At 57.3% G+C, this 24,359-nt stretch carries 11 protein-coding genes; 7 read left to right on the top strand and 4 right to left on the bottom strand.

The window, feature by feature from the left end:
• Positions 1–82 precede the first annotated feature (82 nt).
• From glmU to mqo, 3 genes are all read left to right on the top strand, one after another.
• Positions 83–1,486, top strand: a complete 1,404-nt coding sequence (gene glmU / locus FHS81_RS10875; RefSeq protein ID WP_183752891.1) for a bifunctional UDP-N-acetylglucosamine diphosphorylase/glucosamine-1-phosphate N-acetyltransferase GlmU — start codon at positions 83–85, stop codon at positions 1,484–1,486.
• Between the two features lie 137 nt (positions 1,487–1,623).
• Positions 1,624–3,450, top strand: a complete 1,827-nt coding sequence (gene glmS, locus FHS81_RS10870) for a glutamine--fructose-6-phosphate transaminase (isomerizing) (protein ID WP_183752889.1) — start codon at positions 1,624–1,626, stop codon at positions 3,448–3,450.
• 493 nt (positions 3,451–3,943) lie between these two features.
• A complete protein-coding gene (mqo, locus tag FHS81_RS10865) occupies positions 3,944–5,683 on the top strand; it encodes a malate dehydrogenase (quinone) (RefSeq protein WP_183752887.1) in 1,740 nt (579 codons plus the stop codon).
• A gap of 102 nt (positions 5,684–5,785) precedes the next feature.
• Here mqo and FHS81_RS10860 read toward each other — a convergent pair whose 3' ends face one another.
• The 3 genes from FHS81_RS10860 to FHS81_RS10850 form a co-directional block, all read right to left on the bottom strand.
• The gene (locus FHS81_RS10860; protein ID WP_246374972.1) at positions 5,786–7,003 is read right to left on the bottom strand and encodes an MFS transporter; all 1,218 of its coding nucleotides are present in this window, start codon (positions 7,001–7,003) and stop codon (positions 5,786–5,788) included.
• 15 nt (positions 7,004–7,018) lie between these two features.
• On the bottom strand, positions 7,019–7,426 hold the full coding sequence (gene arsC, locus FHS81_RS10855; RefSeq protein ID WP_183752885.1) for an arsenate reductase (glutaredoxin): 408 nt from the start codon (positions 7,424–7,426) through the stop codon (positions 7,019–7,021).
• A gap of 95 nt (positions 7,427–7,521) precedes the next feature.
• Positions 7,522–9,489: an ABCB family ABC transporter ATP-binding protein/permease gene (locus FHS81_RS10850; protein WP_183752883.1), complete on the bottom strand. Its 1,968-nt coding sequence runs from the start codon at positions 9,487–9,489 to the stop codon at positions 7,522–7,524.
• A 661-nt stretch (positions 9,490–10,150) separates the two neighbouring features.
• Here FHS81_RS10850 and FHS81_RS10845 point away from each other — a divergent pair.
• The 3 genes from FHS81_RS10845 (at position 10,151) to FHS81_RS10835 (ending at position 21,933) form a co-directional block, all read left to right on the top strand.
• Positions 10,151–12,940, top strand: a complete 2,790-nt coding sequence (locus FHS81_RS10845; protein WP_183752881.1) for a bifunctional aconitate hydratase 2/2-methylisocitrate dehydratase — start codon at positions 10,151–10,153, stop codon at positions 12,938–12,940.
• Between the two features lie 989 nt (positions 12,941–13,929).
• Positions 13,930–14,961 carry a helix-turn-helix domain-containing protein gene (locus FHS81_RS10840; RefSeq protein WP_183752879.1) on the top strand — a complete coding sequence of 344 codons (1,032 nt, stop codon included), beginning with the start codon at positions 13,930–13,932 and terminating at the stop codon, positions 14,959–14,961.
• Positions 14,962–15,381: 420 nt separating this feature from the next.
• Positions 15,382–21,933: an autotransporter outer membrane beta-barrel domain-containing protein gene (locus FHS81_RS10835; RefSeq protein ID WP_183752877.1), complete on the top strand. Its 6,552-nt coding sequence runs from the start codon at positions 15,382–15,384 to the stop codon at positions 21,931–21,933.
• A 94-nt stretch (positions 21,934–22,027) separates the two neighbouring features.
• Here the strand turns inward: FHS81_RS10835 and FHS81_RS10830 are convergent, their stop codons facing one another.
• Positions 22,028–22,345 carry a hypothetical protein gene (locus FHS81_RS10830; protein WP_183752875.1) on the bottom strand — a complete coding sequence of 106 codons (318 nt, stop codon included), beginning with the start codon at positions 22,343–22,345 and terminating at the stop codon, positions 22,028–22,030.
• A gap of 626 nt (positions 22,346–22,971) precedes the next feature.
• On the opposite strand from FHS81_RS10830, the gene FHS81_RS10825 reads away from it, so the two are divergent.
• Positions 22,972–24,342, top strand: coding sequence for an integrase arm-type DNA-binding domain-containing protein (locus tag FHS81_RS10825; protein ID WP_183752873.1), 1,371 nt, complete (start codon positions 22,972–22,974; stop codon positions 24,340–24,342).
• Positions 24,343–24,359 lie beyond the last annotated feature (17 nt).

Genomic DNA, 24,359 nt, shown 5'->3' with positions numbered 1-24,359 from the left:
TTGCTCGACGTAAAACAGATCGCGAGTTTGGTGGTCGGTAACGCAACGCAGTGCCGGATGGTTCAGGACACAGAGGCGATCGATGTCTGATAATCGTGTATCTTCGCATGCCCCTTCGGCCGCGACAGCCGGAGATGATGTGCGCCGCGCGCTTGCGGTGGTGCTTGCCGCGGGTGAGGGCACGCGCATGTTGTCCCGGATGCCGAAGGTGCTGCATCAGGTTGCAGGTCGCGCCATTGTTTCGCATGTCCTTGATGCCGTCACCCATGCGGGCGTGGATGCAGTGGCCGTTGTCATCGGGCCGGATCGCGAGGACGTCGAGGCTGAGGTGCGACGCACGTCGCCGCAGGCCAGTCTGCATGTGCAGCGCGAAAGGCTTGGCACGGCTCACGCGGTGCTTGCCGCGCGCGAAGCGCTGGAGGCTGGTGCGGATGACGTGATCGTGCTGTTCGGCGATACACCGTTGGTTCGGCCGGAAACAATCCGCCGGCTGAGGGAAGCGATTGCCGCCGGTGCGGCGGTTGCCGTGCTCGGCTTCGAGGCGCGCGACCCGACAGGTTATGGACGCCTGCTGATCGAGGGCGATGAACTGGTCGCCATCCGGGAGCACAAGGATGCAACCGAAGCGGAACGCGCTATTCGGCTGTGCAACGGTGGCATCATGGCGCTCGACGGTGCGCATGCTCTGGCGCTTCTCGATGCCGTCGACAATAACAATGCCAAGGGTGAGTATTATCTGACCGAGGTGGTCGAGCATGCGCGAAAGGCGGGACTTGCCGCAACCGCGCTGGTGGCTGACGAAGCGGAGCAGCTTGGTATCAATGACCGCGTTCAGCTTGCCGAGGCAGAGGCTGTCATTCAGGCTCGGCTGCGGCTTGCAGCGCAGCGTGCGGGCGTGACATTGGTTGCGCCGGAAACGGTGTTCCTGTCGTTCGATACCGTTCTGGGGCGCGACGTGGTGGTGGAGCCAAACGTGGTTTTCGGCCCCGGCGTGGTGGTTGAGGACGGTGCGGTGGTGCATGCATTTTCGCATCTTGCCGGGGCGACGGTTGCGCGCGGCGCGGATGTTGGGCCGTTTGCCCGCCTGCGGCCCGGTGCGCAAATTGGGGAGCGGGCGCATGTCGGCAACTTTGTCGAGATCAAGAACGCGACGCTTGCGCAGGGCGTCAAGGTGGGGCACCTGACCTATCTCGGCGATGCAGATGTGGGCGCCGGGGCGAACATCGGTGCGGGCACAATCACTTGCAATTACGACGGTTTTCGCAAGCATCGCACGCACATTGGCGCGGGGGCGTTCATCGGGTCCAACACGTCGCTGGTCGCGCCTGTCCGTGTGGGGGCGGGGGCCTATACCGGCTCGGGCTCGGTGGTGACAAACGACGTTCCCGGCGACGCATTGGCGCTGGGGCGTAGCCGGCAGGTGGTGAAGGATGACTGGGCCATGCGCTGGCGCAAAGCCCATGCCGCTGACAAGGGGCAGTCATGAAAACGCAAGCCTGATGGTGAACAGCATTGGGGACATAAACAGTCACGCAACGTGATTGGGTTCTCTGGTGCGGTTGGGCTAGACCTTTTGCCGACGATATCTCTTTCCGGCGCTTCATTTTTGGACGGGCAGAATCTATGTGCGGAATCATTGGCATCCTCGGTAAAGCGGCAGTAGCGAACGATCTTGTCGACGGGCTCAGGCGGCTGGAATATCGGGGGTACGACTCTGCCGGTGTGGCCACGCTTGAGGATGGCGTGGTGACGCGGGTGCGCGCGGAGGGGAAGTTGCGCAATCTTGCAGAGCGCCTGTCGCACCATCACCTGCACGGCAAAACAGGTATCGGACACACACGCTGGGCCACGCACGGGCGGCCGACCGAAAACAATGCCCATCCGCATGCAACTGAACGGGTCGCGGTGGTGCATAACGGCATCATCGAGAATTTCCGCGAGCTGCGCGACGAACTGGCCGCCGATGGCATGACGTTTTCATCGCAGACGGATACGGAAGTGGTGGCGCTGCTCGTTGACCGGGCGTTGCGCAACGGGCTGGCGCCGATTGAGGCGGTTCGTGAAACGCTGCCAAGATTGCGCGGTGCCTTCGCACTGGCATTTCTGTTTGCTGGCGAGGACGATCTGCTAATCGGTGCGCGGGCAGGGGCGCCGCTGGCTGTCGGGTATGGGCAGGGCGAGAATTATCTCGGCTCCGATGCGCTTGCACTTGCACCCTTTACGGATCGCATCAGCTATCTTGAGGATGGTGACTGGGCGGTTTTATCGCGGGGCGCGGTCATGTTTTTCGACTCCGCCAACCGCGAGGTGGTGCGGCCGATAACCGTTGTGCCCCAAGGCGCTCTGCTGGCGGACAAGGGCAATTACAGCCACTTCATGGCCAAGGAAATTCACGAACAGCCGGAAGTCGTGGGGCGCACGATTGCGCATTATGTCGATCTCGCTAATGGTGTTGTGGCGCTGCCCGATACCGTGAACATCGATTTCGCAGCCATCGACCGTCTTGTCGTGGTTGGCTGCGGCACGGCATTCTACGCTGGCGCCATCGCCAAATACTGGTTTGAGCAACTCGCCGGGCTGCCGGTGGAAATCGATGTCGCTTCGGAGTTCCGTTATCGCGAGCCGCCACTTTCCGGGCGTGGACTGGCGCTGTTCATTTCGCAGTCCGGCGAAACGGCTGATACCCTGGCTTCGTTGCGCTACACCCAGCAGGGCGGATGGCCGTCGCTCGCTGTCGTCAATGTGCAAACATCCACCATCGCGCGGGAAAGCACGATGATGGCCCCGACGCTTGCCGGGCCTGAAATCGGCGTGGCGTCGACCAAGGCTTTCACCTGCCAGCTTGCCGTGCTGCTGGCGCTGGCCATCCATGCCGGCCGGGTGCGTGGTGTGCTGTCCGCTGAGCGGGAGCAGGAACTGGTGGGAGCGCTCGTTGGCGTGCCCGCATTGATGAACCGTGTGCTGGCGCACGAGACAGACGTCGAGGTTGTGGCGCGCGATCTCACGCACACTACTGACGTGCTTTACCTCGGGCGTGGCTTGTCCTATCCGCTGGCGCTTGAAGGCGCGCTGAAGCTAAAGGAATTGTCGTATATCCATGCCGAAGGCTATGCCGCAGGCGAACTCAAGCACGGCCCGATCGCGCTTATCGACGAAACAATACCCGTCATCGTCATCGCACCGCGAGACGGTGTGTTTGAGAAAACCGTATCGAACATTCAGGAAGTCGCGGCACGTGGCGGCAATATCATCTTGATAGGCGACAGAAGTGCGGCAAGCGAGGTTGGTATTGCCGGGGAAACTGCCATCGAAATGCCGCCTGTTCATCCGGTCGTTGTGCCGTTAATCTATGCTATTCCCGTTCAGTTGCTTGCTTATCATACGGCGCGTGTCATGGGTAAGGATGTCGATCAACCCAGAAATCTGGCAAAGTCCGTCACCGTCGAATAACGGCCGCTTGTTCCTGACGTCTGACACAACCGCAGGCGGCTGGGAAGAGCGCGACGTGAAACAGATAAACCATAATCGTGTTCCGGATGAACGCGATTATGGTTTATTTTTTTGGCAACGGCTCTATCGACTTTGGATTTAACCGTGGCTCCCGAAAAACGGCCCGAATATCACTGGTTTCATGAAGTTATTTGATTCAAATCAAACCGTTTGCACCATGGGGACACTTCATCAATGGAAATTTTCACAAAGACAATAACATCAGAGAGAAAGTATTTTCTTTAAATTTATGCGTTTTTGTAAGAAATATTCTACGATTTATAATTCCATATATGATATATATTTGTGTCATTTTTATTTCTTGCATCCATGAATTGTTTCCAATGAAATTGAATTGATTGATTCTAAGCTATTTTATTTGCTGGTTCTGTCTCATGTGCTATGTTCCCGCTGCTTAATTCGCATATGTGTTTAAAATTGTAGAGATGTCATCATGGCTGATTTGAACGGGACGAACAACGCAACGCAACCTGCAAACGGCGGTGGTGGGAAGGGGCGGTCTTCTTTCAACCGCCGTCAGCTCCTTCTGGGCACGGTTGCTGCGGTCGGCGCTGTCGGCGTCGGCACGTATGCCCTGAGCAGCGGGCAGTATCGCGCCGAGAAGGCTGATCGCAAGGTCGATGTCCTGCTGATCGGCGGCGGCATCATGAGCGCCACTCTCGGTGTTCTGCTGCATGAACTCGAACCCTCGTGGACGATGGAGATGATCGAACGTCTCGATACCGTCGCCGAGGAGAGTTCCAACGGCTGGAACAACGCAGGCACCGGCCATTCGGCACTTTGCGAGTTGAACTATACGCCCGTCGACGTCAACGGCAATGTGCAGATCGTGCGCGCCATCGATATCAACGAGCAGTTTCAGATCTCGCGCCAGTTCTGGACCCATCAGCTTCAGCAGGGCGTGTTGGAAAACCCGCGCTCATTCATCAACTCCACGCCGCACATGAGCCTCGTGTGGGGTGATGACAACGTTGATTACCTTGAGAAGCGCCACGAGGCTTTGAAGGCCAGCCCGCTGTTTTCCGGCATGGAGTTCTCGAAAGATCCCGCCAAGATCGCCGAGTGGGTGCCCATCATGATGGAAGGCCGCGAGGTTGGCACGCCGATCGCCGCGACATGGTCGCCGCTGGGAACGGATGTCAACTTCGGTGAGCTGACGCGCCAGTTCATCAACTATCTGAAAAGCCAGAATGAGCTGACTGTCCTGACCGGCTATGAAGTTCGCTCGATTACCCGCAACGATGACGGGACGTGGCGCGTGTCATCCTTCGACATCAAGACCGGCAAGTCGGTGGATACCGTCGACGCCCGTTTTGTGTTCATCGGCGCGGGCGGCGCCGCACTGCCGCTGCTGCAACTCGCGGATATTCCCGAGGCCGAGGGTTATGGCGGCTTCCCTGTTGGCGGATCGTTCCTGGTGACGGAGAACCCGGAAATCGTCAATCGCCATCTGGCGAAGGTCTATGGCAAGGCATCTGTCGGGTCGCCGCCGATGTCGGTGCCGCATCTCGATACACGCGTTCTCGACGGCAAGCAGGTGCTGCTTTTCGGCCCGTTCGCGACATTCTCGACCAAGTTCCTGAAGAACGGATCGTACTTCGATCTTCCGACATCCGTGACACTGGATAACGTTGCGCCGATGCTGTCCGTCGGCCTGAGCGAGTTCAGCCTGATCCAGTATCTTGCCGGCCAGCTCATGATGTCGCAAGATGACCGCATGAATGCCCTGCGGGAATATTTCCCGGATGCCAAGGATGAAGACTGGCGTCTGTGGCAGGCTGGGCAGCGTGTCCAGATCATCAAGAAGAAGCCCGATGGCGGCGGTGTCCTTAATCTGGGAACCGAGGTCGTGGCTGCTGAGGATGGGTCCATCGCGGCATTGCTCGGCGCGTCTCCGGGCGCGTCCACGTCGCCTTCGATCATGCTCAACCTGATCAACAAGGTGTTCCCGGATAAGGTCGCAACCCCGGAATGGCAGGCGAAGCTGCGCGAGATCGTTCCGAGCTATGGTGTGAAGCTCAACGAAAACCCGGAACTGCTTGCACAGGAATGGGCGGCGACCGAAGCAGCGCTGCAACTGGCCATCGGATCGCCCAAAATCGTCAATGCGCCCGGTGTTCCGGTGCATGGCAACGAAGCCGATGTGCCGAAGGTGCCGGATATCGCACTTTGATATCCGCGCTCTGACATCAAGACATAGCTCTTCCTGCATTGTATTGAATGCAGGAAGAGCTTGATTGTTTTTCGGTAAAATCCAACTGTCAGATATCAAGAGTTATACTGAGCGAGCGGCGCGCAGCATCTTGATGCACAGCAGCACGATTGCCACGGCTGATATTGTTGCGCCGATCAGGAATGGCATCGCCGATCCATAACTTTCCCAAAACCAGCCAGCGGCTGTGTTGCCGGCAAGCACAACCACGCCAGTAACCAGATTAAAGGTACCAAAAGCACTGCCTTTCAAGGCATTTGGCGTGGTGTCAGCAATCATTGCGCCGAGCAGTCCTTGCGAGAAGCCCATGTGCAGGCCCCATAGCACAGTCCCGGCAATATAAAGCGCGACGTTATCCGCAAATGCGAGCGTCAGATGGGCGACAATCAGAAAAACCAGGCTGCATATCAACAGTCCATCGCGGCCGACGCGATCGGACAGGCGTCCGACGGGATAGGCGGTCAAGCCATATGCGACGTGCATGATCACCATGGATAGCGGCACCCATGTCGGCGTAAATCCGGCATCGAGCGATTTCAGCAGCACGAATGCCTCACTGAACCGGGCCAGCATGATGAGGGCAGCGATGCCGATCACGGCCCATACGGCGCGGTTCAGTTTCAGGCTTTGAGACAGGTGAAAGCGCGGCCGGTTGGCGGGTTGAGCGGTTTTCGGTTCGTGCACGAAAACAAGCAAAACCACGATCGCCAACGCAGCCGGAATAGCGGCGATCCAGAAAACAGCGACAATATCGCCTGCCATCAGCATCATCACCGCAATCGCGACCAGAGGCCCCAGAAATCCGCCAACCGTATCGAGGGATTTCCTCAAGCCGAAGCTCGCCCCACGGATGTCGGGCGGGCTGACAGCGGCGATGAGGGCGTCGCGCGGCGTACCACGGATACCCTTGCCAACGCGATCCATAGCCTTGGCCATCACAACCAGATCGACGGTTCCGGCAATGGGGAAAATCAGCCGCGACAGTGCGCCAAGGCCATATCCCAGCACGGCAAGCGGTTTGTTGCGTTGGCTGATGTCAGCGAGTACGCCGGAGAAAAACTTGGTCGCGGTCGCAATGGCAACGGACAACCCCTCGATGAAGCCGATTGCAAGAACCGAAACGCCAAGGCCAGCCGACAGATAAAGCGGCAGCAGCGTCTGGATCATCTCGGACGATACGTCCATCAGCAGGCTGACAAAGCCAAGTGCCCAGACGGTGGTCGGGATCGCTGGCCTGACACGGGCCGGGGAGGGCTGCTGCTGCGGATCTGGCATCGTCATTTGCTCATCAGGAGATTAGCCGCCCGTTGAAGACCCGCGATCAGGATTGTAAACAATGCCGCCATCCCGCTCAATGGGTAGAATGTCGAGAACCACCTCCGCGGCGCGACACAAACGCACGCCGCGCGGCGTGACGACAAACGGCCGATTGATGAGCGCCGGATGCGCGCTCATGGCATCGAGAAGATCGTCATCTGACAATGCCGGATCGTCCAGTCCGAGTTCGGCAAAGGGCGTGCCTTTTTCGCGGATGGCCTGCCGCACCGTCAAGCCGGATTGGGCAATGAGCCACGCCAGCATTTGACGCGTCGGCGGCGTTTGCAAGTACTCCACGATCACCGGCTCAATGCCGCCCTGCCGGATGATGGCCAGCGTGTTGCGCGACGTGCCGCAGCGCGGGTTATGATAGATCGTGACCGTCATCGCCCCTCCCTGGTCATGCCATCCGCCGTTCAGCAAGACGCTTTATTTAAAGCATCCTGCATTTTATCCGTTATGTCGGCGTCCCCGCAAATGCGTTATACGCGTTCGTTCCGTTCATCATATTCATGCACATCCTGACTAACCGGCGGCGGAGAAGCCGTGTCTGCGTCCAGGGCCAGTGTTTCTCGCGCGGCATCGACTTGCCGCTGGCGATTCCACAGTGCTGCATAGAGGCCGCCCTTGGCCAACAATTGCAGGTGGGTTCCCCTTTCGGCGATCGTTCCCCGGTCGAAGACGAGAATCTCGTCGGCGTTGACGATCGTGGACAGGCGATGCGCGATGACGAGCGTTGTGCGCCCCTCTGAAACCTTCTCCAGCGCCTGCTGAATCTCGCGCTCGGTGAAACTGTCGAGCGCGGACGTTGCCTCGTCGAGCACGAGGATGCGCGGTGCCTTCAGGATGGTGCGGGCGATAGCCACGCGCTGCTTTTCACCACCGGAAAGCTTGAGGCCGCGCTCGCCAACCTGCGTATCATAACCCTGCGGCAGAGAGGTAATGAAGGTATCGATCCGCGCCAGCCGGGCGGCCTCGACGACCTCGGCATGCAGCGCATCGGGGCGTCCGTAGCGGATGTTATACTCGATGGTATCGTTGAACAGCACCGTATCCTGCGGCACCATGCCGATGGCATCGCGCAGGCTCTCCTGCTGCACCTCGGATATGTCCTGCCCGTCGATGAGAATACGCCCCGACTGCGGCTCGTAGAAGCGGAAGATAAGACGTGACAGCGTGGATTTCCCCGCCCCCGACGGACCGACCACGGCCACAGTGCGGCCAGCCGGCACGGTGAAGCTGACGCCGCGCAGGATAGGGCGCTCAGGCGTATAGGCAAACACCACGTCATCGAACCGCAACTCGCCGGCCTCCACCTTCAGCGGACTGGCGCCGGGCTTGTCCTTGACTTCGGGATCACGCGCCATGATGGAGAACATCTCGCCGATATCGATCATCGACTGGCGGATTTCCCGATAAAGCGTGCCCATGAAGTTGAGCGGAAAATAGAGCTGCATCAACATGGCGTTGACCATGACGAAGCCCCCCACGGACGTATTTCCGGAGCGCACGTCGCCGATGGCCAGGATCATCACCGAAACGAGGCCGAGAGAGAAAATCACGGCCTGTCCGCTGTTGAGATAAGCCAGCGACACATAAGTATCAACGCTGGCGCTTTCATAGCGCGCGAGCGACGTGTCATAGCGCTCGGCCTCGCGCTTCTCCGCGCCAAAGTATTTAACCGTTTCATAGTTTAATAGCGAGTCAATGGCTTTGGTGTTGGCTTCGTTGTCGGAAGCGTTCATGCGGCGGCGGATGTCGATCCGCCATTCGGTCACTCGGTAAGTAAAGGCCAGATAAGCCGTGACCATAACGAAGACGATGGCGGCAAAGCGCCAGTCGAACTGCCACCACAGTACGCCAAGAACCAGCGCGAATTCGAGGATGGTCGGCAACAGGTTGAGCACGAACATGCGCACCAGTTCCTCGATGCCCTCCCGCCCGCGCTCCAATACGCGCGTCAGGCCGCCAGTTTTGCGTTCCAGATGAAACCGAAGCGACAAAAGGTGCATATGCCGGAAGGTTTCCAGCGCCAGACGCCGCACGGCGTTCATCGCAACGGAAGCGAACAGCCCGTCACGCCATTGCGTCAACAACGCCATGGCAACACGCATGCCGCCGTAAAGCACCGTGAGCGAGACGGCGCCCATCATGAGCAGCCCTGCCGGATCGCCCTGGACCTCTCCGGTCAGCGCATCGACGGACCATTTAAAGCCATAGGGCATGGCAACGGTGACGATCTTCGCTGCCAGCAGCAGCACGAAACCGAAATAGACGCGCCGCCGCAGATCAGCGCGATCATGCGGCCACAGATATGGCCACAATCCACGCAGCGTTTCACGAAAACTCTGGCTTGGTACGGCGTCCGCTTTCTGGGAGGTGGGTTTTCCGGGAGCAAGAGCATCCTCCGGGCGGGCAGTCCCCCCGGGATCAAGGCGTTGATCGGACATGGCTGATGCTCCTGCGCCAGACGTTCCGGCGAAGTCAGAACGTGCGCTCTAATTTCCATATTTCATAGCAACCTGCATTCAACCGACGGGTCGATTTGAAGGCATGTTGCGCTTGCAAAACAGACCGACAGCGGGGGAGGCAAGCCAAATCCCGAATCGTCTTTTCATCATCTGTTGGCGCTGTAAGCTATTTCGTCCTCACTTTTGATGAAATCAAGGCTGGTCGATGTCGATTTCCGTGGGCAGCCCGAAGCGCGGCGTGACCCGGCCAGTCCCCCTTCGGAAACGCGGCTCTGGCCTTGATAATTTTGCTGAGTTTGTCGCGATGATCAGCGGGCGGAAGGGCCAGGATTGGGCGCTTCGCGACCTGAGCGCCGCAAGATGGTGAATCGGCAGTACTACTTTTTTCTAAAATAAGGTATCTTGCCAGCCGCCTGCGGTTGACGTACTCGGAAGCCCGTAAGGTACCGGAGCGTCAGACATTCTGACGGCGTCGGAAAGCGCGCTCCAGTTTATTTGATTGTACGGCGATCTTGATTGAACGGCGATTTGCGCTCAAATCGATGGATCGAACTGAACGCAAGCCGCGCCGGACCGATTGACAATACCGCTGCGTGGCGCTGCGTTTCAGCGTCATACACTTTACGATGTTGGGATTGCGATGAACCTTTACTCGGATTACCTGGCTGAGATCAAAAGCAGAGAAACCCAAGGACTGGCCCCCAAGCCGATCGACGACGGCGGCCTCGTTGGTGAGATCATTGCGCTGATCGAGGATGCCGGTAACGAGCACCGGGCGGATGCCCTGAACTTCTTCATTTACAACACGCTGCCGGGCACAACCAGCGCCGCTGGCGCGAAGGCCGCTTTTTTGAAGAAGATCATCCTCGGTGAAACGGTCGTTCCCGAAATTTCTCCGGCTTTTGCACTCGAATTGCTCTCGCACATGAAGGGCGGTCCCTCGGTCAGGGTGCTGCTCGACATCGCTCTTGGCGATGATGCGGAGATTGCCGCTGAGGCCGGCGAGGTGCTGAAAACGCAGGTATTCCTCTACGACGCCGACTTGTTCCGCCTGCGCGATGCCTACAAGGCCGGCAATGCCGTTGCCAAGGATATTCTGGAAAGTTACGCCAAAGCCGAGTTCTTCACCAAGCTCCCCGATGTCGAGGACGAGATTGAGGTGGTGACTTTCATCGCGGCCGAAGGTGATATCTCGACCGACCTGCTGTCGCCCGGTAATCAGGCGCATTCGCGCTCCGACCGCGAGTTGCACGGCCAGTGCATGATCTCGCCGGAAGCGCAGCAGCAAATCGTGGCGCTGCAGAAGCAGCACCCCGGCAAACGCGTGATGATGATCGCCGAGAAGGGCACGATGGGCGTCGGCTCGTCGCGCATGTCCGGCGTGAACAACGTCGCGCTGTGGACTGGCAAGCAGGCCAGCCCCTATGTGCCTTTCGTCAATTATGCTCCGATTGTCGCCGGCACCAACGGAATTTCGCCGATCTTCGCCACCACCGTCGACGTGACTGGCGGTATCGGCATCAATCTGAAAAACTGGACCAAGAAGACCGACGAGGATGGTAAGCCGATCCTCAACAATGACGGCAATCCCGTCCTTGAACAGAAATTCTCGGTCGAGACCGGCACCATTCTGAAAATCGACGCGAAGAACAAGAAGCTCCGCGACGAGGGCGGCAATGAGCTTGTGGACGTAGCTTCCGCTTTCACGCCGCAGAAGGTGGAGTTCATGAAGGCCGGCAGTTCCTATGCCATCGTCTTCGGCAAGAAGCTCCAGACTTTCGCCGCCGAAACCCTCGGTGTCGAGCCGACCCCGGTTTTCGCGCCGAACAAGGAAATCGCCATCGAGGGGCAGGGCCTGACGGCGGTGGAGAAGATCTTCAACCGCAACGCCGTCGGCGTGACGCCGGGCAAGGTGCTGCACGCCGGTTCCGACGTGCGTGTGAAGGTGAACATCGTCGGTTCGCAGGACACCACCGGCCTGATGACCGCGCAGGAACTTGAGGCCATGGCGGCCACGGTCATTTCGCCCTTGGTCGACGGCGCCTATCAGTCCGGCTGCCACACGGCATCTGTCTGGGACAAGAAGGCGCAGGCCAACATTCCGAAGCTCATGGCGTTCATGAACAACTTCGGTCTCATCACCGCGCGCGATCCCAAGGGCCTTTATCATTCGATGACCGACGTGATCCATAAGGTGTTGAACGACATCACCGTGGATGACTGGGCGATCATCATCGGCGGCGACAGCCACACCCGCATGTCCAAGGGCGTTGCCTTCGGCGCGGACTCTGGCACCGTCGCGCTGGCGCTGGCCACCGGTGAGGCAACCATGCCGATCCCGCAGTCAGTCAAGGTGACCTTTAAGGGTACCATGAAAAGCTACATGGACTTCCGTGACGTTGTCCATGCGACACAAGCGCAGATGCTCAAGCAATGCGGCGATAACGTATTCCAGGGCCGCGTGATCGAGGTCCATATCGGCACGCTTCTGGCCGATCAGGCGTTCACCTTCACCGACTGGACCGCCGAGATGAAGGCCAAGGCCTCGATCTGCATTTCGCAGGACGAAACCTTGATCGAGTCGCTGGAAATCGCGAAAAGCCGCATCCAGATCATGATCGACAAGGGCATGGACAATGCCGCCCAGACCCTGCGCGGCCTGATCGAAAAGGCCGACAAGCGCATTGCGGAAATCCGTTCGGGCGAGAGGCCGGCACTGGCCCCCGATCCGAATGCGAAATATTTCGCGGAAGTCGTTGTCGATCTCGATCTGATCGACGAGCCCATGATCGCCGACCCGGACGTGAACAACGCGGATGTATCCCGGCGTTACACCCATGACACGATCCGCCCGGTTTCATACTACGGCGGCACCAAGAAGGTGGATCTCGGCTTCGTGGGTTCGTGCATGGTGCATAAGGGCGATATGAAGATCGTCGCGCAAATGCTGCGCAACATTGAGAAAAATGAGGGCAAGGTGGAGTTCAAAGCGCCGCTCGTCGTCGCAGCTCCAACCTACAACATCATCGATGAGCTGAAGGCCGAAGGGGATTGGGAAATCCTGCAAAGGTATTCGGGCTTCGAGTTCGACGATCTCGTGCCGAAGAACCAAGCGCGCACCGAGTATGAAAACATCCTCTATCTTGAGCGCCCGGGCTGCAACCTGTGCATGGGCAATCAGGAGAAGGCGGAAAAGGGCGACACCGTTCTGGCAACCTCGACCCGCCTGTTCCAGGGCCGCGTCGTGGAAGATACTGCCGAGAAGAAGGGCGAGTCGCTGCTGGCCTCGACCCCGGTTGTGGTGCTGTCGGCTATTCTTGGCCGCACCCCCAGCATGGAAGAATACCGGACCGCTGTCGAAGGGATCGACCTGACCAAGTTCGCACCGCCCAAAACGACCCCGATCGATTCCCTGTCAGTTCATTACTGAGCGATCATCGATGTTGATTGATAAGGCTATGCCTTAAAGCAATAACCGGGTGCCTTCCGTTTTAGAATAAAAACGGAAGGCACCTGAATAAGTATATTGCGAAATTCACACGCTGAATGTCTGACTTAAGCAATCTCGATTTATTTTTTATGAGCTGAATCGCGTGATAGCTGAGCTCGTAAAATCGAATATCTTGCGGAGCGGACCGATTGAAATCACCGAATGCTCGCTGTAATCCCGCCACTCATAACGGGAGCGCGGCACGGGGATTGGTATCAATCGCATTGAGGCGAACCTGTGTAATGCCCAGCCTGATCGCATGTCGTTCGGCCGGAGTGACCTGCTAACAGAGCCTCATCATCTCAGCACCGCTCTCAGCACACTGAGCAAGACACCTCGTACCGTTGCACTGAGCGCTCCATAGCTTCCGGTATCAATTGGCGTTGAAGAGTGGCTCTGACGCTCTTTGATGGAAATGGGCTATTCCGTGCCGACGACGCGCGCCTGAAGCATGTTTATTTTTTCCTCGCTATTATCTCTTATGGACGAGCTAGATAGCTGACAATGCCCTTGCTATATTCGAGAACATATTGTCGACGGATTTTGCAAAACAGAAAAATTAAAGACGTTCTAAGTATATTTATGCAAGATAGGGTAATTATGCGAATATTTATGCCGTGTTATAGCTATATAATTTCATGATTATGTGTATATTTCTTATGTTGTTCGTTATATAATTAATAGATTTATTCTCATATTTGTTTTTAGTATTTGATATTTTGGATTAATAAAAATATATATTATTTATTTATTTGAAAAATTTATAACATAATATTATTAAAGAATATTTATTTTATATAAATATGAAAAAATATTATATATTTTGTATATATCAAAAATACTGTTATGTTTTTCTTTGAAAAATGCAAAAATATTTTCTTTTATTTGGGGTCATGTTATAGTTAATATATTTTCAAGTGGAGGTTTTGATGGCGGGCGATATTTTTATTTCAACCGATCTGGTTGATGTTGATCGGCGTGCTGATTTATGGCGAGAGGCTACGAAGCCACTTTTTGATGCGATGCCATATCCAGATGATGAAGTAATATCAACTGAAGGTACGCTTATAGCGCGTCCAATCGGCTCAATAGGCTTGGCGTATTCAAAATTCAGCAGGAAGATATACGTCAGAGATCGCCGCACGGTTCTGCAAAGCGGGCTTGACAACTATCTTGTGCAGATCATGACCGGCGGATCGCTGACGGGTGATTTCAATGGCCTCGATGTTTCCATTCGTCCCGGAGATATCGTGATCATGGACCTGACCCAGACATTTCGCAATCAGGCGACGGCCGGCTCGCGCCTTAGTTTCTATATTCCGCGACAACCGCTTGAAAAAGCCATGAATGGCAAGAATTTGCATGGTCTGATCCTCAGAAGGGAGTGGCCCGTGACCAAGCTGGTGACGGGCTATCTGAGAGGCCTGTATTCTGTTGGCGGTCAGCTATCGCCAATGCAGGCCGATGCCACGCATGAGGCCGCTGTGACACTGATAGTGGCCGCCCTGAAAGAAGATGCCTTGGATGATCTTGCAGGAAATTCCGTGCTGAAGCTCGCGCTTCGGCAGCGAATCCTTGCTTTTATAGATCAAAACCTCAATCTGCCGGAGTTATCGCCGGAATTCATCGTGAGCCGTTTTCACGTCTCTCGCTCTCATTTGTATCGGACATTTGCCGATGATGGCGGTATAGCGAAAGTCCTTCGTGACAAACGGTTAGACGCTGCGTTTGTCGAACTGACGCGCAAGGACGCGGCTGCCCTTTCCATCACGGAAATCAGCTATAGGTTTGGTTTTTCCAGCAGCAATCAATTGTTAAGAGCCTTCCGGGCGCGTTTCGGTATGACGCCAAGTCAGGCGCGGGAAGAAAGAGTGATCCTGCGGAAAAGCAATGAAGAGGGTCACCTGGATCTGGTCACCTATTATGCCGATCTCCGCGCTCAGATTGTCGAGGAGGGGTAACGCGGCGTTGAGAGTGTCCTGGAGGCCTCTCGTTTATGACGAAGTGGTTTTCGATCGAATAGAATCGTTCACTTGGTCTGGCTGGGCCGTGAACTGAGAGACTGCCTTGGTTTCCATCATGAAAATGATGTTCTGATAACGACCTTTTGCCGGCAGATTTCGGCATTGTGTTTCATTTGCATCGGCATGGCATCCCTAAATCATGTTATTTCTGGAGCTCACAGTCATTCGCGCTGCATTGTTGTTTATTGATTAAAAGTATCTCCCATAAGTAGAATGAATAAATAATAGTATAATAATAAATTTGTAATTGAATTTAATGTTTATGTATCTCAAAAATAATCTATTTCCGTCAATTTTAAAAGCAAATTGATCGTTATTCATCAATGTCAATGAAAGTCATTGATGTGAAATTTTTCGATGTTAGGGAAAAATTACCATGCGGTATTACGTTTTCCTGAAATAGCCGCGAAGTTGATGCCAATATTTAGGCAATGGAGATATAATATGCAAAATCCTCAAGTTTGCAGAAAATTATTCGGTGTTAATTCTTCTGGAGTCAGTACGATAGCTCTTATGTTGGGAATTGCGCATATCGCGACACCAGTATATGCGACAGATGCTAACTATACGCACGACCCTAACCGTTATATTAGCTATGGACAAGCTTTAACCAAGGATGGATCGCATCGAAACGGTGTGGACTTTAATATCGGTGAGAATTTCAACAGCGATGGAAATAGCACACATTGGCCGGTGTTTGTGGTCTGGTCCACAGGCGGATCGCACGACATTGCTCCGGGCTTGGGCGGGAAAATCAACCTGAGCCTGACAGGCAATATTGCAGGCACTGCGGCAGACAGGGACCTCTCGAAAGGGCTTGATATCGTCGCCACCAACCAGTGGGGGCAGACAAAAAATGTGAATGAGGAGCGTTTCGGGAGTGTGAGGGTTACTCCGCTTGTGTTGGTCTACAGCCAGGGCGGTCACGGTATGGATGGTTGGCCCGGCGGACATACTTACCAAACTTTCCGCGCAGAAGGCGCAAGTGGCCAGGAGGTTATAGTCAACCTGAATGCTTCGATATCGACCCAGGGCAATAATTTTGCGGGCTTCTGGGCCTCGTCCGCCGGCGGTGATGCCGGTAGTGGAAACACCAGCGGAAATCCATACGGTGGAAATGGCGGGCCCGTTCATGTGAATTTCTACGGCGCCGGGAATCCTTCCATTTCCACACAAGGCAACAATGCGCCCGGGCTCGTTGCTGAATCAGTCGGCGCCTATGCCGGAACCGTTCATAACGTCAGCACCGGTGGGATGCATCCCTCTCCGGGTGGCGATGCCAACGGGGTATGGGTCCACGCTTCCGGCACCATTACAACCAGGGGGAATGACTCTCCGGCGATCGTTGCGCAGAATCTGGGCGGTGTGGGGTCGATAAACAACGGCAACATAAGCGCCGGCGACCAGTCTGGCGGACACGGGGGCAATATCCAGCAGGTAACCGAGGTGCTGCACTCCGGCACCATTCACACATATGGCACCAACAGTCATGGCATCGCCGCCTATTCGGTGGGGGGAGCCGGTGGCCGCGGTGTAGACTACGCCGGTATCAACCATAGCGGTTCCGGCGGTCACAGCGGCGATGCACAGTGGGTCAAGGTGGTCAATGCCACGGAATTCAGCGATGACAACGGCAGTCATCGTGGAGCCGGCTACATCACGACGGAAGGTCAAGGGGCTGCCGGTATTCTGGCCGCCAGCCTCGGCGGCGGATCGGGAGGCGGCTACTTCGGTGTCGGCGGCGGCGACGCAAAAGGCGGCGACGGCCATGGCATATTTCATAACAACGCTGGCAACGGCGGCGGCGGCGGCTTGGCCCGCGACGTCTACGCCGCAAACAGCGGCACGATCATCACACGGGGCGATGGCGCGCCCGGCATCTCCGCCCATAGCATCGGTGGTCTAGGAGGAACCGGCGGCGATAGCACGGCGTCCGGCATCTTCGTCGCCGTTGCCTTGGGCGGCAATGGCGGCAACGGCGGCGGTGGCGGGCAGGTCGTCATTAACGAAGGGGTCACGGCGGGCGGCAGCCCGGCAGGCCGCATCGAAACAACCGGTGAATCGGCTCCGGCTATCGTGGCGCAATCGATCGGCGGCGGCGGCGGACGTGGCGGCAGCGCGACTTCCATTTCGGCCGGCTTCGTCGGGGCGGTTTCCGTTGCTATCGGCGGTTCGGGCGGCGACGGCGGCGGCCCTGGCGAAGTTCACGCCAAGAACAAGTCCGTTATCAAGACAACCGGCGGCAACTCCTATGGTATTCAGGCGCAGGCCATTGGCGGCGGCGGCGGCGCTGCCGGCAACGCCTTCTCCGCGGCTGCCGCGTTCGGCGCCGGAGAGTTTCCTGCCGTTACCGCCGCCGTCGCTATCGGTGGCAAGGGCGGCACTGGCAGAGACGGCAACAAGGTCTTCGTCGACAACTATGCCGATATCACCACCCTTGGCGTGAACGCGCATGGCATCTACGCGCAATCGGTCGGCGGCGGCGGCGGAGATGGCGGCAGCGCGACGAGCTGGACGGTTTCCGCGGCCCGCTATGCAGGCGGCGGCTCCGTCTCGATCGGCGGCTCTGGTAGCAGCGGCGGTCACGGCCGGGATGTTCTTGTCAGCAATACCAACCATATTGAAACCTCGGGGGCGGGTGCGAGCGGCATCTTCGCGCAATCGGTCGGCGGCGGCGGTGGCTCCGGCGGCGATGCAACGTCCCGTGTCGATATCTACAGCTTCGGCAAATCGGTCACGGCAGCAGTCGCCGTTGCGATCGGCGGTTCGGGCGCCTCTGGCGGCGCAGGCAGGCCGGTTGAGGTCCGCAACAGCGGCAGCATCACGACACGCGGCACCTTCGCGCCAGCCATCTACGCGCAGTCGGTCGGCGGCGGCGGCGGTAGCGGCGGCAAGGCCGATACCGGTGCAGGCACAGGGCTCCTGTTCGGCGATACCATCAGCAAGTTGATGAAGAACCTGCCCTTGTCCGATCTGGCGGCCGCTTCTGTCAGCGTCGGCGGCAAGGGCGGCAACGGCGGGTCCGTCGATGGTAACATGTATATAGAGAACAAGGGGTTGATCGAGACCTACGGTGCGAATTCTCACGGCATCTTCGCGCAGTCGACCGGCGGCGGCGGCGGTGACGGCGGCGGCTACTACACAGCCGCCGATGGCAACCAAAGCCTCAAGATTAGTGTTGGCGGCGAGGGCGGCGGCGGCGGCAGTGGCGCGGCAGTCACTGTCAAAAATATTGGCGGCACGATCCGCACCTGGGCAGATGGCTCGCATGGCATCTTCGCGCAATCGGTCGGCGGCGGCGGCGGCACGGGTGGCACGTTAACGGCGAAGAAAGATGATATTCCCGATATCGGCGGGCAGTTCCTGGATGAGATCAAGAAGGTCATTCATTATGATGATTTCAATAAATGGGTTGAAGACCATAACCTCAAAAACGACTACGAAGTAATTTCAAAGTTCGCAGAAATCATTGATAATACAGGTGGTCTTGATCCGATCCTCAACGGGCTCAAGGGATCAAAGCTCATTAAGGATTACAATGAGCTGATGGATAACCTCAAGAATCCAGACGTGAAGGAATACCCTTCATTCTCGGTCGATTTCACGCTCGGCGGCCATGGTGGCCATGGCGGCAACGGCAGTGACGTAAACATCCAAAATGACCCCAGTGGCCACATCATCACATATGGCAATTTGTCCTATGGCATCTTCGCGGAATCGATTGGCGGCGGTGGCGGCGCCGGTGGCGACGGTGCGTCATCGACCAAGAAGGGCTCGAATAAATACAATATCAATCTTACCATCGGCGGCAGCGGGGGCGATGGTGGCGACGGCGGCCATGTAACGGTTCTCAATCAAGCCGGCATCGAGACAAAGGGCGATGCTTCCTGGGGCATCTTCGCGCATGCGGTTGGCGGCGGCGGTGGCCTTGGCGCAGGCGCGACCAGTCCTGAAACAAAGAAATTCACCGCCAATATTGGTCTTGGCGGTTCCGGCGGTTCCGGCGGCCATGGCGGCTTGGTCCAGGTCACCGCTGATGGCGGTTCTTCCGTGGTTACGTCCGGCATCGAATCCCATGCGATTGTCGCCCAATCCATCGGCGGCGGCGGCGGTGCGGCGAAGGTCAATCTCGGCGAGAACACGGAAGACGACAATGACGCGTTAAAGACCTCAATGGATTTAGCGGAGAAGATTTCCAAAATCCTGGGCGCGGCCGGCGCGAATGTGATCAGTGGCATTAACACGGTCGGCAGCACGACCAACGACAAAGGAGATAAAGAGGATATACTGATTAACGAGGGTGGCGCCGGCGGCGTCGGAACCGACAAAGATAAGAAAAAAAAGAACGAAAAGGCTCTCGATGCGGTGCTTGAGGAAGCCAGCTTCACTGTCAATATAGGCGGCTCGGGCGGATCTGGTGGTGATGGCGGGCAGGTCGATGTAAACCATAGTGGCCGTATCGAGACCACCGGTGAGGCTGCTTTTGGCATCTTCGCGCAATCGGTTGGCGCGGGCGGCGGTCTGTTCAGCAAGACAGGCAAGTTCGACAAGGATCACGGCCATACGTTTTCCCTCGGCGGTAAGAACGGGGTCGGCGGCCATGGCGGTAACGTTCACGTCATCTTGTATGACACTTGGGAAAGCATCAAGACATCGGGTGATGGCGCAGTCGGTATTTTCGCGCAGTCGGTCGGCGGTGGCGGCGGCTACCTCGGTCGTATTCCGGAATCCTCAACCGGAACAATGGTGAGCAATGGGAACGCCCACGGCGATGGCGGGCACGTCACGGTCAGTTCATGGGACAACAACGGCCGGGCTTCGATCACGACGACCGGCAAGGGCGCGCACGGCATTTATGCGCAATCGCTCGGCGGCGGTGGCGGCGCTTGGACAAATGCCGAGAATTATACTGTTCCCAGGGGAGAATACGCCAAGCGGCCCGATTCAACCGGCAGCGGCGGAAGGATCGATATTCTTTACCGGGGCTCGATCCACGCCACGGGCGAGAACGCCTATGCAATCCTGGCCCAGAGCGGCAAGCAGGATACCGGGGGCGCGATCGATAAAGATGGAAACGGTGGCCCCATCTATATCAGGCTGGACGGCGGCGAGTTCGTCGGCGGCGGCGGCGAGCGAGGCGCTGGTATCCGGGTTGACGGCGGCGTCCATGGGGCATCAATCAACGATGAGGCCAATCGGAACAATATCATCATTGAGAGTGGAGCCACCGTCTCGGCGCTTTCGGGCCTCGCCATTGCCGGCCGCAGCGGGTCCGAGTTCGTCACGATCCATGGCAAGGTGATCGGCGGCATCGATCTTGCGCATTACAGCGATCCTAACGGACAAAATAAGGTCCGGGTGGAGAATGGCGGTTACTATCAGACCGGAAACAATAGCTCCGTCAATCTGGGCGTCAAGAACGCTGATGCTGGTTCTAACTGGTTGGATATCTTTCAAGGCGGCACACTGGACATCGGCGGCGTGAACAATATCACGGGTTTTACGGTCTATGGTGCGGTAAACATGATTGCAGGCAGCACGTTGCTTGTCGATGTCAACGCCACGACCGATGGGCAGCTCAGCAATGACACCATGACAGTGGCGTCGGGCTTCGGTGAACTGCACATAAAAGGAGCCGTGAAACCGAATGTCATAAATGGTATTCTGCCGGGCAATTACAGGATATTCGGCGTAAAACTGAGTGAAAATGCTTATTCTGTTACTGCAAACGCGGCCAGTCCGATTTCATGGAAGGTTACGGAAGGCGGCCAGTCCATCGCTCCGGTGGCGAACTTTTCCGCCAGCGCGGACAGCCAGGGCATCGCGCTTGATTCCCAGCATCGTGCGATGCTGAACAACTTCCAGACGATATGGGACGATGGAACGCATGCTGCGCCGCTGGCCAACCTTTTCGGCGCTGTGGCCCACATCCAGTCGAAGCAGCAGTATGAGACGGCCATAACCACCCTTGATCCATCCAAATACGCCACGGTGGCTGCCGCACAGACGAATGGCGCTCTCGTTTCGCTGAATGCCGTCCAGAGTTGCCCCGTCTTTATCGACAGCGGCGTGAGCATTGGGGAGACGCAGTGCGTGTGGGGCCGCGTATCCGGCTCCTTCGCGAAGAAGACCGCGGACCGGGGGACGGATGGCTTCAAGCAGGATCAGTTCTCCTACCGCATCGGCGGGCAGTTTGAAGTGGCGAAGGACTGGTTCTTCGGTGTGACCGGGGCCTATTCCTCCAGCGAATCCCGCAGCAACAGCGGCCACCTGAAGAGCGATGGCAAGGGGGGCGATGTTTCGGCGGCGCTGAAGCGTCAGATGGGTCCGTGGCTGTTCTCGGTTTCGGGGCATCTCGGCTACGGCTCGTTCGACACCAATCACCACATCACCATTGCCCATCATGACGGGTTCGCTTCCTCCAACAGGGACGTGTGGGTCGGCGCCGCCCGCGCCCGCGCTGCCTACGAACTGACGATGGGGCGGTTCTACGTCCGTCCCTCTCTCGATCTGGACGTCATTCACACTTACAGTCCAAGCTTCGTCAGCCAGGGCAGCTTCATGCTCCCGATCCACTTCGGTACGATGAAAAATTGGACGCTCGCCGGCACCCCGTCCGTAGAAGTCGGCACGCGCATCGACATCGACGAGAAGACGTGGCTGCGTCCCTTCGCCTCGATCGGAGCGACGTTCCTGAGTAATCCTGATCTGGATACAAAGGTCGGCTTCGGCATGGGCACGCCGAAATTCACCTCCACTCACAAGATGGAGGATCGGTACCTCAATGTTGGCGCCGGCGTGCAGTTCTTCAGCAATGACCAGATCGAGTTGCGTGCCGAATATAACGCCAAGATCGCCAAGGACTACGTTCGTCACGACGCCATCGGCCGTATGTCGATCAAGTTCTGATAACAACAAATATCCCCGGCCGGTTTCCGCCGGCCGGGGATATTACTCTGTCAATTCGCCGTTGTTCACCGGATATGGCAACGCAGGATTCTTGTCAGCCGTTCCAGAAAGTGCGCATTTCGGCGACATCAGCTTCACCGCGCTGGCGACCATTCTCCAGACAGGGCTTGATCCATTTGGGGTTCATGATGCTGTCCACCCGGTCGGCGCCGGGCACCAGTCCGACCACCTTCAATGCCACGCGCGCACCTTGCTTCTCAAGTGTTTGCACTTCCTGTTGCAAGGTGTTGGGAAGCCCCGAAACGCGCAGGCCGAGCCGCACAGCATCCTGCCCTCCATCGGTCAATGAGATGACCAGTGCCTTGCGGACACGCAAGAGAAGACCGGACAGGAGGCCATGATTCCCATGCATCCCTGGCTACAAGCCCATTGGCGCAGACGTCAAAGGATACGCTGGTGTTTTTGATGACCGGGCAGGGGAAGACTTCACGGCGGCAGGCTTTGGCAACAGGTTCCGGGAGGAAGTTATCGTGGTCGATTTGCCGGACAGACTGTCGCCGCATGGCGCGAGGATTGTGCAAGACGACTTGCAGGCGATTCGCCGAGTCAGGGGCTTTACCGCAAGAGATCATGGCTATCAGCGGTCACAAGACGCTCGCCGAGGTCACACACTACACGATGGCGGCCGGATTGAAGGAACTTCCCGCAAAGGCAATGGCAAGGGTTTAGGGTGAGCAAAACCTGCCAAATCCCATAGGGTAATTTGACAATCCGCCTTGTAACGTGTTGGTTTTGCTTAATCAATTTTAAAAATGGCGCGCCCGAAAGGATTCGAACCTCTGACCCCCAGATTCGTAGTTTAGAGATACGTCCACGCGGCTGTGCTTTACAGCCCTCCTAACTTTCCCTAATTTCTGAAAATATGTTGAGACACATGCGCTTATCGGATATTGTCGGGTTGTGGCGAGCGCAGACCTGTAGATCAATCGTTCCACCAAAACCGTTTCAAAAACCGTTTCAGAAATTGGCAGCAGCGCTATGGCCGACCTCCGCATCCTCCTCAACGACAAAACCATCGAACGGCTGCCGCCGCCCGATAACGGGCGCTACATTGTCCGAGACACCGAATTAAAGGGGTTCTTCCTTGTCGTCGGCGCTCGGAAGAAAACCTTCACCGTTCAGGGTGATCTACGCGAGCAAGGCAAGCGAGCCTCTACGATTCGGGTGGCTGTCGGAGACACGACCGAATTCTCCACGCGAGCGGCGCGCGCTATAGCCAGAGAATACCTCGCTCAGATCAGCCGAGGTCAGCACCCCAAGAGCGAAGAGCGGGCCGTGAAAGCCTCGACTGCCGCCGACGTCGAGAGGGCCGAAGCTCAAACAATCTTAGGCGTCACGCTTCGCGAGGCGTGGGCGCGATACAAGGTTTACATGGCACGCAAGAACCGTAGCGAGCGCACTATCGAGAGCTATCGCGATCATGTCGAGCGGATATTCACGGAGTGGCTAGACACGCCACTGATCGAGTTGGGCAATGATCCGGCGAAGGTCGCAATCAAGCATGATGCGATCACGGCCGAGAACGGCCCTTACATCGCCAACGGCAGCATGCGCACTTTGCGGGCGATCTATAATCATGCCCGGAAGACCAATCGTGAATTGCCCGCTGATAATCCGGTTGGCAGCATCGATTGGAACGGAGAGAAGCGCCGCGACACGGGCATGGGCCTTACTGATCTCAAAGGCTGGTTCATCGAGCTCGGCGCGATCGACAATCCAATCCGTCGCGAGTTCCACCTCTTCACTCTGCTCTCCGCTTGCCGGCCCGCCGCGCTTAAGGAAGCCAAGCCGATCCACCTAGATCTGCGCCGCCGCGTCCTCCAGGTCCCAAGACCGAAGGGTGGCGCGGATCGCGCCTTCGACATTCCGCTGTCGCGACAGATGATCTTGTGTCTAATGCGGGCCATGCATTTTGGCCGGCAGATGCATCCATTTGAGGCTAAGGAGTGGATTTTCCCCGCCGACAGCGCAGACGGTCATCTTGTCGAACAGAAGGAGGATCGAGCAACGCTGTCGAAGTGGGGCAATGACCTGCGCCAGACTTTCCGCACCGTTGCCACGCCTGCGGGTGTGTCCGAACTGGACGCGCGCATGCTCATGAATCATTCCATTCCGGGTGTGAACGCTGGCTACATTACCCGGCACAAGCTCCTGGAAGATCACCTTCGCGCACAGCAGCAGGCCATCAGCGACATCATCCTCAAGACAGTTGGCGATGCCGTCACGAAGGACGCCGGTTTGCGAGACTGGCTCGGAAAGGGCGCGACCCGTCGGTCGATACTCCGCGCCAAGACCGAATTCGCCAAACGTGAGGTGATCGTCACGTCATCCCGCCACCGCGCCGCCTGATCCGACGACAGCGGCGT

This window comes from Pseudochelatococcus contaminans, assembly GCF_014195635.1.
Classification (GTDB): Bacteria; Pseudomonadota; Alphaproteobacteria; order Rhizobiales; family Beijerinckiaceae; genus Pseudochelatococcus; species Pseudochelatococcus contaminans.
This window is presented reverse-complemented; position numbering and strand designations above follow the sequence as displayed.